General features: G+C 46.7%; 6 protein-coding genes. 4 read left to right on the top strand and 2 right to left on the bottom strand.

Features of this window, described 5'->3' with window-relative positions:
• Positions 1-167: 167 nt before the first annotated feature.
• Together JGK16_RS14325 and JGK16_RS14320 are read right to left on the bottom strand one after the other, a co-directional pair.
• The gene (locus JGK16_RS14325; RefSeq protein ID WP_293181708.1) at positions 168-710 is read right to left on the bottom strand and encodes a hypothetical protein; all 543 of its coding nucleotides are present in this window, start codon (positions 708-710) and stop codon (positions 168-170) included.
• 73 nt (positions 711-783) lie between these two features.
• Complete coding sequence (locus JGK16_RS14320) at positions 784-1,278, bottom strand: GAF domain-containing protein (protein ID WP_293190856.1); 495 nt, start codon at positions 1,276-1,278, stop codon at positions 784-786.
• Between the two features lie 105 nt (positions 1,279-1,383).
• Here JGK16_RS14320 and JGK16_RS14315 point away from each other — a divergent pair, with 105 nt between their 5' ends.
• From JGK16_RS14315 to JGK16_RS14300, 4 genes are all read left to right on the top strand, one after another.
• Positions 1,384-2,256 carry an alpha/beta hydrolase gene (locus JGK16_RS14315; protein ID WP_293181706.1) on the top strand — a complete coding sequence of 291 codons (873 nt, stop codon included), beginning with the start codon at positions 1,384-1,386 and terminating at the stop codon, positions 2,254-2,256.
• A gap of 486 nt (positions 2,257-2,742) precedes the next feature.
• Positions 2,743-4,035: a glycosyltransferase family 39 protein gene (locus JGK16_RS14310; RefSeq protein ID WP_293181705.1), complete on the top strand. Its 1,293-nt coding sequence runs from the start codon at positions 2,743-2,745 to the stop codon at positions 4,033-4,035.
• Between the two features lie 33 nt (positions 4,036-4,068).
• Positions 4,069-5,532, top strand: coding sequence for a hypothetical protein (locus JGK16_RS14305; RefSeq protein WP_293181704.1), 1,464 nt, complete (start codon positions 4,069-4,071; stop codon positions 5,530-5,532).
• A gap of 524 nt (positions 5,533-6,056) precedes the next feature.
• Complete coding sequence (locus JGK16_RS14300; RefSeq protein WP_293190853.1) at positions 6,057-11,561, top strand: response regulator; 5,505 nt, start codon at positions 6,057-6,059, stop codon at positions 11,559-11,561.
• Positions 11,562-11,671: the final 110 nt, after the last annotated feature.

The raw sequence follows: 11,671 nt of genomic DNA, 5'->3' as shown, positions 1-11,671 counted from the left end.
TAGACCTTGGCAGGGCTCTCGCATGAGGACAAAAAAATGGTTGGCGATCGCGATCTACTGTCACCCTCATCCTTCGCCCTACATAATACATATTTCGTTATTTTTGTCAAAATATTCTACTGTACCGGCGCCCTAGGGCGACTTTTGCTCTCATGGTATAAGTTAGCCTAATTCAAATACTGAATATTTTCCGGTACCGAACTAAAAAATTTCCATTCTCCATTTGATTTGCGTAACGTATGTAATATTATCATCTTATTATCTCTGAAAGTTGAAGATGACCCGTCAATCTTTGTGGTTGTTTGTTCGATTCTTACTTTGGCTTCGTTTCCTGAAATTCCCACAATTTCAATTTTTGTTGGTTCGTACTTTAAATTTCTTTTGAAGACTTCTGCAATTGTAATTATTGTTGGTTGAAAACCAGGAGAGTTTGGATCTACTGTCGCCATATAGGATTCAGGATTTCTTTCATTCAAAGCTTTGAACTGCCGATCGATTAATAATTTGATTGCTGCTTGATCGCTGGTGTTATCAGCTATAATCTCTGTTGAGTTTATGAGTATAGGTGTAGTTAATTGATTGTTGCTTAATTTCGAGTCAATGTTAGGCACTTGGCCGCGGTCAATGTTGGTGGTATAACTGCTAAGGAATAAGCCTAAGATAACGGTAGGCAATGCTTTGTTTAAAGCTTGAACGTTCAAAAGTGACATGATAAATAAATATAACCTATGAATTGATGATTCTACGCTAGCATCTACAGCATCTCATGTCAATTTTAATTAGTTAACTATCTTGAATCGTGGGAGACATTGTCATATTTTCTGCTTGTTTTTGCATGAATTCAATGTCCGATCGCAACCAAGTGCGCGGCCCGCTGCACTGATGAGCAACTAACAGCCCCCACAGTCCTTTTTTGGTTAAAATTGGCACGACTAAATTGGCGCGAACCTTCAGGCTACGCAGAAACAGTCGGTGACATTGGTGGATTGGCTCTGTTTCAATATCTGTAATTGCTCTGACTCGACCCGCTTCGTACAAAGCAGCGTATTCGTCGTTAAAACACTCGTCTGGGCCAGTAGAACCCAAGATTGACAGTTCGATCGCACTTAGCATCTCACAAGTCACTCGACCTTGCCACTGCCTGTAAAAATAATACAGTACCGCGCGATCGCTCTGCACCACTTCTCGAATGTCGTATAGGGATTTTTCAATTAATACGTCGCGCTTGAGACGTTCTGTCAAGCGGTTGACAATTGTTTGCAGGCGATCGCCAGACATGGTAATGACTCCTTAACTTCCTAGTTTTGGCTGAGCTCTGTCTTCAGTTTACCTCTATTGAAGATAGCAACTGCTAGTATAAGTTTACATCTAGAGTGAAAATTTATGTCTGTGCTAGAAGCTGCTTGGAAACACGAATTTATCGCTACAAACGGCATCAAACTGCACTGTGTCACTCAAGGTTCTGGGCCGCTGATGCTGATGCTGCACGGATTTCCTGAGTTTTGGTATTCTTGGCGCCATCAAATCCCGGAATTTGCATCAGATCGTAAAGTTGTTGCTGTGGATCTCAGGGGTTACAATGACAGCGACAAACCTAAGGATAAATCTGCTTATATGATGGCAGAATTTGTACAAGATATCAAGGGAATTATTCAAGGCTTTGGATACAAAAGCTGCGTCTTAGTTGCCCACGACTGGGGAGGCGCGATCGCCTGGAGTTTTGCTTATGCTTATCCTGAGATGGTGGATAAATTAATTGTGATGAATATACCGCATCCGGCAAAGTTTGCTGAAGGGTTGCGAACTCGCCAACAATTGCTGAAAAGTTGGTACATCTTTTTGTTTCAGTTGCCATTTTTGCCGGAATTTTTAATTAAGTTGGGCGACTATCGGGCGATCGATCGCGCTTTGCAAGGCATGGCAGTTGACAAAAGCAGCTTTACCCCCTCCGATATCCAAGCTTACAAAGATGCGGCAGCTAAACCGGGGGCTCTGACTGCTACTATCAATTATTACCGCAATATTGCTCGCGGATTTGTCGATCGCCCGCATAGAGAGATCCTCGAAGTTCCGACGTTGATGATTTGGGGCGAAAATGATCGGGCCCTCGGCAAAGAGTTAACCTACGGAACCGCAGATTACGTGCGGGATTTTCAGATTCATTACGTTCCCAATTGCAGCCACTGGGTGCATCAGGAACAGCCGCAGTTAGTCAATCGGTACATCAGAGATTTTTTGGCGAGTAAGTTCATTTAATTGGTGTTGCGGGCGATCGCATTTGAATATCAATTATAGGGAAATATTATCAATAACTTTGTGTCAACTCTTGACAAGCGAATTTCGACCTGTGGTACCTCAATCCCAAATCGAAAATCGAAAATCCTCTCTTCCCCCGAATTTATCCGTGGGGTCGCCTCTAAAATCTAAAATCTAAAATCTAAAATCGATTGACTCTCAAGAGCCGCTGTCAACTCTCTACTCAACTCTGTGGCGTCTGATAGGAGTGGGGAACAATCGCCCGGAGCGCGTTAGCTTTTGCGACACGGAAAGCTTGCAGCATGGATTGGCCCAAAGATCTACTTGCACCCAAGATTCTCAAAATGCGATCGTCCGCTGGAATAATCGGACATGGCGTGAAAAATATCAATTCTCGAAAAAAATGTATCTAAAACGATATAATTTTTGACATTCCCAACCTAAAAAATTGAGAGGAAACCAATCAAATTTTCGCAGTCAGCTTTGATGACACGAGATATCTTGGCAACGCAGCAGCAAAGAAATGACCGCATAATTGTCTTGGCGCTGATTTTTCTGACGCTGCTGGGACTAGCATTCCGGCTCTATTTGGCGTGGCGCACCAACCAAACTCTCCCCGATACCCCCGCCCGTCTCACAGGCGATGAACCAGGTTACGAGTATTTGGGACACTCTTTGCTAGAGGGTAAATTTTTTGATTGGCCGGGCAGGACACCAGTGTATCCCTTTTTTGTAGCTGGATGTTATGTAATTTTCGGTCGTTCTCCCGCATCTGTAGTCTACGTACAAGCTTTTTTGGGGGCGACAATCATACCCCTAACTTTTATCCTGGCACGGCGTTTTACTGGCCCTCAAAGTTCCTTAGTCGCCGCTGGATTAATTGCGCTACATCCCTCCCTGATTCTTCATGTCAGGCTGCTGCAAACAGAGATTTTATACGCGCCTTTAATGATTTTAACAATACTGGGCTTGCTGCGAGCATTGGAACAGCCGGAGTGGCAAAATTTTTCATTAGCAGGTGGGTTGTTGGCAATTACGAATCTTTGTCGGCCGACAGCGATGTTGTTTCCGGTAATTGTCCCACTATTGATGCCGCGCCAATGGTCTTTTAAGCGCAAGGTTGCTTTGTTTGTTGCTTATTTGGGCGCAATTATCATCATTACCACACCTTGGACTTACCACAATTATCGAACTCACAAGACTTTTTTGATTTACAGTGTTTCTACGGGGCTGCTGTGGCAAGGAAGTCCAGAGTTTTATCATTTTGCCTACGAACAACTGCCAAAACGCCATATCACTAAAATTTGGCAGGAAGAACTCAATCCGGCTCGGAATGGCGGACACGATGTTTTTACCATTGAGGGCGATCGCTATTTTACCAAACGGGCGATCGCTTCAATACTCTGCGAGCCGGCTGTCTATCTCTGGTATTGTTTGCAAAAGGCAGTTTATTTGTGGTTGGGAAACCCTATAAGTGACTGGCCTCATCACGCTATGTTTAATGTGCAGGCAATGCGGAAATTCTTTTCGCCGCAACGGATTGTCGGCATTTTAGCGTCGCGAATTTTGCCTGTATTTGCGGCTTTGGGCATGATAGTTTTGCGGCATCGCTGGCGGGAGTTTTTGCCACTGCTGGCAGTCTGCGGCTATTTTACTTTGATTCATGCGCTTACTTATGCAGAAGTTCGCCACAGCGAGCCACTGCACCCGATTTTGGCGATCGTAATCGCCACGGCGGCGGGGGAACTTCAGCGTAGGTTAAAGTTAATTAGTCAGTAGGTCTTAGGCGGTTAGCCATTAGTTATTAACCCAGTGTTATCAAAAACTCTAATTCGGAATTTCACCCTCGCCTTTTTAATTGCCATCGGCCTAGAGTTGTTGGGCCCAACGACAACTTTTGCTCAAAACATCGCAACAATTAAATTCTCCGGTACTGCTGCGGGTGTCAGCACTCGCTACATCGGTGCAGTCGAGGGCAACATTAACTTTGATCTCAAAGATTTGCAAGATTTGGGAATTAATACATACCGCATTTACGGCGGGATGTCTCGATGGGAACCGGAAGACGATGACGGTAAATACGGCTGGCCGGAAATCTCCCAAATTAAGGCAAATCCAAATATTATTAATTGGGCGCATTGGGATAAAATTATGACCGATCCGCCCCGGGGTAGCGATTATTCGTGGTCGGGAGAACGTGGTAAAGTTTGGGAAGGCAATGCTAGGACTATTTTTAATGCTCTCAAACAGGCTAAGATTCGCCCGGTTGTGAGTATTCGTAATGTGGACAGTAGCTGGAATCCGTCCTGGGCGCTGCAATTAAATCCGCCCCGAACTAAAGAAGATTGGAACGAGTGGTGGGAACACGTGTTTGCTACGGTTTATTGGTTGAATGTACGCAACGATTACCGCGTTGATGATTGGGAAATTCACAACGAACCGGACTACCGCATACAGGGTTGGGGTGGAACTATGGCTGACTATTTTGAGTTGGTGAAAGTGACCAAAGATGCGATCGACTTTGTTTACAAAAGTTATTTGCCTGGGCGCGCTTACCGCATCCACAGCCCGACAAGCGTAGGTGGCAGCATTTGGCCTGCTGAGGCTTTGCGAGAAATTCCTAATTATTTCGATACTGTCAACTTCCACAATTACGATGCAGATATTTCTAACTACACCCGCAAAGTGCGCGGCTGGATGAAGGGGACAGTCCGTGCTAACTCGGAGGTTTGGGTGGGAGAATGGGGAAGTTATCAAATTAGCTATAACGATTTCCCTTTAGCTTTAAGTTTGATTAAAAATTTGATCCGAGGTTCCCAACCGGGGGATAATTATATTTACGGGAGTCACATATTCTGTTTGTACGACTGGGGAAAGCCGGCACTGGCGGAAGGTTTGCTGGGGGACGGGGGAAAACGGCGCGCGAGCTACTATGCTTTGCGGATGGGAATTCGGGCTTTGCAAGGGGGTAGGGCTAGCTTTTTTCCGATCGCTAATAGTTCCGATTTAATGGCAGTTGCAACTCTCGATTCTAGTAAGAATGTTTACTTGCTGGCTGTCAACGATCGAGCAAAATCTTATACTGTTCGTGCCGATATTTCAGCTTTAATCGAAGCTGGTAATGGGACGGTGCGGGAGTTTAGTTTGAAGTCAATGGATGAGGTTGTTAGCAGCTTGACCCTGAAGGGTGGTAAGGCGACTTTTTTGGTGCCGGGGAACAGTGCTATTCTCATCAAGTTCGTTAGCGCAGCCCTCGAAGAGGATCGCCCGAATTGAATGTCAAATTCTCGGAGTTCAGAATTGGGATAAGATAGAATTAGTTACGATCGCAATTATTTATTTTGTGCACTCGAACCCTCGAACCCTTAATTAGACAGTTGAAATATCTAAATCGTGTTGTGATTCCCCTCCTGTCGCTGGTAAATTGGTAGCGTGTAAGTATCTTGCCTCCAACAGAATCCGATCGAGAATTCCCTTGAGCGCGAGAAGGTAGCCGAAGTCTAGACATCGCAGAAATTCTTGCTCGTAAACCCGCAGTAGTTAGGTTAGGCGAGGAATTGCCGGCCAGTCTTCATGTCCGCCCTCTGCTAGATAGCATTGGTTCTGACTTTCAGCGCCCGTCAATTGTCAGGATTTGGCACGGAATTAATTTTTAATGCCAAGATGCTGATAGTAGGGGTGATTTTAATCTTACAGAAACTTTGATCGCGCACAGGTAACCTCGCGCGCAAAGCCTCTCAATCAACCTGCTGCTTGCGACGATCGGGTTTTTCCAACAAATATCACTCTTATGCCCGCTGATGTTTATTCCCTCTCTCAGTCAGGTCATTAACCGCCATCCCCTCACCGTCACCCCTGGGACGCCCGTAGAAGAGGCGATCGAGCTGATGAGCAGCACAGGAGCCAGTTACGTCCTTGTGGTAGAACCGCGCGGAAATTTTCAACTGGGAAATCCCACCAACGGGACTTCCCCGCAGTCGCGGGAACAGTTAGGTTTCTACAAAGGCCTACCGCGTGCGCTACACGCAGGTGCTAACAGGCTCAGTCTCAACGGCCTCAACGGCTCAAAAGCCGACGATACCGGTGGCCAGATGGTGCTGGGGATTTTTACAGCGCGAGATGTCGTACAGCTAAATTCGATCGGCGCTGCTTTGAGGGGATTTGCGATCGAGCAAATCATGATCAGAACCGTAACTGTAGCCCGAGAATCGGAAATTCCCGACTTTTTTGCCTTAGCCAATCTGCTGGACAAACATCTGATCGGGCATTTACCAGTCGTCAACGACGCTGAAGAACTTGTCGGTTTAATTAGCTCTCAAAGCTTGGTACAACTGTTGCAGGAAATTGGGGAATCGCCACAACCCATTAGCAGCCATTCGCCACCTGCTTCGCCCTTGCCATTTCCTCCGCCACTGCCAATTTTACATCCGAAATTAGAGATCCCCGCAAATTTAATTAAACTCGATCAAATCCCTCAAATCGCAGCGTCGCGAATTATTCACGCTCCGGCTACTGCTTCAGTTCGCTATTTGGCGCAACTGATGTTCCGACACAATGTTAGCTATGTATTAATCACTGAAACCCCGGAACCAAACTCGAATGGTGCAGCTCAAAATGCCAAATTTACAAATCCCAACCTCCACAAACTGGTTGGGGTGGTAAGTTCGCGGGACATCGTGCAGTTGCAAGCCACGGGGAGAGACTCTAGCAGAATTAAAGCAGGAGCGATTTGCAGCAGTTCGCCAGCCCTGGTACGATCGCACTCTACCCTCGAAGCAGCCATCGCCCTGCTGCGAAAACACTACTGCCAGTTACCTCTATTAGTCATCAACGACAGCAATCACCCGATCGGGATTGTCAATCCTCAAACTATCCTGTTACAAGCACTGGACTCAAAATCTCTGCATTCAGGCTTGCTCGCTTTGCAGCGCCAGCTAGAATCTAGCAACGCGCAGTACAAAAAACTCTTGGCCCAAATACAAATTCCGGCAGCCAATCCCTACCCAGATGCAGAAATTGCTCAAAACAGTAGCGTCGCGCAGCCCCCAAATCTCCCCGCTACCGTCAACAATCAGGGGATTTGGGATTGGAATCTCGAAACAGATGAGTTTTTTTATTCGGCGCGATGGCAAGAAATGCTCGGCTACAAAGAAGGGGAAATCTCGAATCGGCGATCGGAATGGTGGAGTCGCATCCACCGAGACGACATTGACGGAGTAAAGGCAGCTTTAGAAGATCACTTCGCACAAAAAACAGCGGATTTTGCAGCCGAATATCGAATGTACTGCAAAGACGGCAGCACTGTCTGGGTGCTGAACCGAGGTCAAGTTTTGCGTAGCGCTACGGGCAAACCGCTGCGGGTAGTCGGAACTCATACAGATATTACTCCAAACCAGCAGTTAGAACTCAAAAACTCCGATGGCGTCGAGGAATTCCAAGTATTTGATGCTTTGAAAGCAACAGTAATTTTCCAGATGGATGCGGCGGGGATTTGGACATTTCTCAACCGTGCTTGGACTGAAATAACGGGTTTTTCGGTGGCTGAAAGTTTGACAACTAATTTTTTAGATTGGGTGCATCCAGATGAGCGCTCGCATTGTGAAAATTTATTGGAGTCTTTGCTGTCTGGTAATTCACCATTTTATCGGCGAGAACTGCGATTTAAATACAAGTTGGAATCTGGCAAAAACGAATTGGGAATTCAGATTGATTCAGGCTTTGTTTCAGTTGAAATATTTGCCCAAGTCCGGCTGAATTCCCAAGGTGAAATACTGGGAATTTTAGGGACTTTGCACGATGTCTGCAACCGCGTTGAAGGAGTTGAGGAACTGCGGGAAAGCGAGCGGGCAATTCGATCGCTCTACGAGGTAATGGTAGGCTCGTCCGGCTCTTTTGACGAGCGAACGGCCCGGTTGCTGGCAATGGGTTGCAGTCAGTTTGGGATGGATATCGGGCTGTTGGGCAGGGTTTTGGGCGATCGCTACGAAGTGCTCGCGGCTTATGTACCGCAAGATTTTCCCTTCGGATTTGCTAAAGGAGACGGTTTTTCTTTAAGCAGAACCTTCGAGCGAGAGGTTTTGCGATCGATCGAACCTATTTCGATCGAATCAGCCGGCACTACTCAGTGGAAGCAGCATCCCGCTTACGCCGTGCGGAGGTTGGAGGCTTTTGTCGGCACCAGGGTAATAGTTCAAGGGCGAGTTTTTGGCACCTTGAGCTTTACTTCCCGCACCCCTAAATCTCCTTTAAAACCGCTGAATTTTGAAATTTTAAAGCTGATGGGCAATTACATCGGGGCGGAAATTGCCAGGGAAGAGCGAGAGCGAACTTTGCAGCGACAGTACCAGCGCGTCTTGCTGCTCAAACAAATTACTCAAAAAGTGCGATCGACCTTAGACACTCAAGAAATTTTTCAGACTACCGCCACCCAAATCGGCCGCGTATTCGGCGTCAATCGCTGCACAATTCACACCTATCTTTCCCAACCTTATCCCCACCTTCCTTGCGTCGCAGAATACCTAGAACCAGGTCACGAATCGGCTTTAGATTTAGAACTTTCTGTCACTTACAACCCCTACACCGAAAAACTACTCGCAGAAGATATCGCCCTGGCATCTCCCGACGTGTTTGCCGATCCTTTGCTCGAATCTTCCGTACCAATGTGCCGCCGCATCGGATTAAAATCTATGTTGGCGGTTCGCACTTCCTATCAAGGAGAACCGAATGGCATTATTACTTTGCACCAGTGCGATGCAACTCGCCAGTGGACTCCCGACGAAATTGAACTCTTAGAAGATGTTGCCGCTCAAGTCGGAATTACCTTAGCTCAAGCACTACTCTTAGAAACGGAAGTTCAGCGCCAGCGACAGTTAGCAGAGCAAAATGAAGCTTTGGAGCAAGCGCGAGAAGCGGCCGAAGTAGCTAACAGAGCTAAGAGCGAATTTTTAGCAACTATGAGTCACGAAATCCGCACTCCGATGAATGCGGTAATCGGGATGACGGGTTTGCTGCTGGATATGCAACTAACTCCAGAACAGCGGGATTTTGTTGAGACAATTCGCACCAGTGGCGATGCTTTGCTAACTATTATTAACGATATCCTCGACTTTTCCAAGATTGAATCGGGTAAAATGGATTTGGAACGCAGCCCCTTCGATCTGCAAAACTGTATAGAAGAATCTCTGGAATTGCTAGCTCCTAGAGCGTCGGAAAAAGGTTTAGAGTTGGCTTATTTTATTGATGATTCTGTTCCGAAAAACATTTTAGGAGATGTCACAAGGCTGCGCCAAATCTTAGTAAATCTGCTGGGCAATGCAGTTAAATTTACAGAGTCTGGAGAAATTGTTGTCTGCTGTACGGCTCGGAAAGTTGAACAATTACCTGCTAAGAGTTCGCCGGAAATTAGCAATATTCTAGAGCCGCAACCGCTAGCAATTAACCAGGGAAAGTTGGCAGGTAGGAGACTATACGAGATTCAATTTGGTGTCCAAGATACGGGCATTGGCATTCCGCCAGACCGGATCGATCGCCTGTTTAAAGCTTTTTCGCAGGTAGACGCCTCGACAACGCGACATTACGGCGGGACTGGGCTGGGATTGGCTATCAGCCAACGTTTGAGCGATATGATGGGCGGTAAAATGTGGGTTGTCAGTCAGGTAGCTCCGGGCAGTTCCAAGTCTCAACCTGCTGTTTCTGCGATCGGACAAAGTACGGCAGGAATCCCACCTGCGGGATTTTCTGCACCGTCGATATCGGGTTCCGGTTCGATTTTTTATTTCACGGTGATTGCTGAAGCTAATCAAAACGCGGCTGAAGAAAAAAAACCGGAATTTACTGTTGGGAAGCGTTTGTTAATTGCCGAGAATCATGCCATTAACCGCCAAGTTTTGATCCGGCAAGCTGAGGCTTGGGGCATGATACCCATGGCTGTAACTTCGGGCGCTGAGGCTTTGGAAATCATCAAAGAAAACTCGGCGATCGATTTGGCTATTTTGGCGATGAATCTACCAGATATGGACGGTGTGGCTTTGGCTGTGGAGATTCGGAAATTTGAGCTGAGCAATTTATCTAGTGGCGACGCGCTAAATCCGAATGTCATCAAAGTTAAAAGCCCTCGCAAAGTTACGCTACCTTTGGTGCTGTTTACTTATTTGAGCAAGGCGGAAGTTTGGAAAAAACTTGAAACTACAGAAGTACATTTTTCGGCGTTTTTAACTAAGCCTCTAAAACAGTCCCAGTTTTATAATGTATTGCTGCAAGTTTTTGGGTATGTTGCTGGTAGAAGCAGCAAGGGAGAACTTTCAAATGTGGCGACTTTGACTTCGGGATTGAAGTATTTTGAAAATTCTCAAGAACAGCACCGCGCGCAGCGGACGCCTGCGGTTTTGAGGCAGGTTCCGAGCAATTCAGCCCCACACGATCCAAGTAATGCTAATCAGATTCGGATTTTGCTGGCAGAGGACAATGTGGTGAATCAAAAAGTCGCTACGCATTTGCTCGACAGGATAGGATATCGGGCGGATATTGCGGCTAATGGCTTGGAGGTTTTGGAGGCGTGCAAGCGGCAATCTTACGATGTTGTGCTGATGGACGTGCAGATGCCGGAGATGGACGGTTTGGAAACGACGCGCCGCATATGTGCGGAATGGCCAGCTAACAAGAAGCCGAGAATTATTGCGATGACGGCTAATGCCATGCAGGGCGATCGCGAAAAGTGTCTAGAAGCGGGTATGGACGATTATATTACTAAGCCCGTGCGCCGGGAAGAGTTGGCCCTCGCCCTCAGCAAGTGCCAACCTCTGCGTCGGGATGAATTGAATGCCGTTACTGAACCAAAAAATCCAGATATTTCCGATCAAAATGGCAGTCATGTTACTAGACATTCGAGCGTTCAACCGCCAGCAAATTCTCCGATTAATTTTGAGGTTTTGCACAATCTCCGCGAGCTAGACGATGAGGACGATCCGGATTTTTTGGGGGAGTTGATTAAGATATATTTGTTAGACGCACAGCAGCATTTAGAAACAATTAAGGAAGCTATTTTTCTAGGTGACGCTGACAGTTTGAAGCTAGCTTCTCACACGCTGAAGTCGAGCAGCGCCAATTTAGGAGCGGTGTCTTTTTCGGAAGTATGCAAGGAGTTGGAGTTGATGGGCCGCGTGGCGGTTGAGTCTGGAGGGGAACAGGTTTTTGATGCGAGGGCGGCGCGCGATCGCCTATTGGAAGCCGAAGCTGAGTGGGAAAAGGTGCGATCGGCTTTTGAGACGGAATTGAAAACGGGGAATTTGCGATCGCAAATGGGGTAATTTGTTATTTGTTGGTTGTTATTTGTTAGTTGTTATTTGTTGGTTGTTAGTTGTTAGTACAGTGCGAGCGTCCCCGCTCGCGTGCTTGTACAAGCACGCGAGCGGGGACG

It is taken from the genome of Microcoleus sp. PH2017_09_SFU_O_A, from assembly GCF_020738625.1.
Lineage (GTDB): Bacteria > Cyanobacteriota > Cyanobacteriia > Cyanobacteriales > Microcoleaceae > Microcoleus.
Note: the sequence above shows the minus strand (reverse complement) of the source record. Positions and strands in the feature narration are given on the sequence as shown.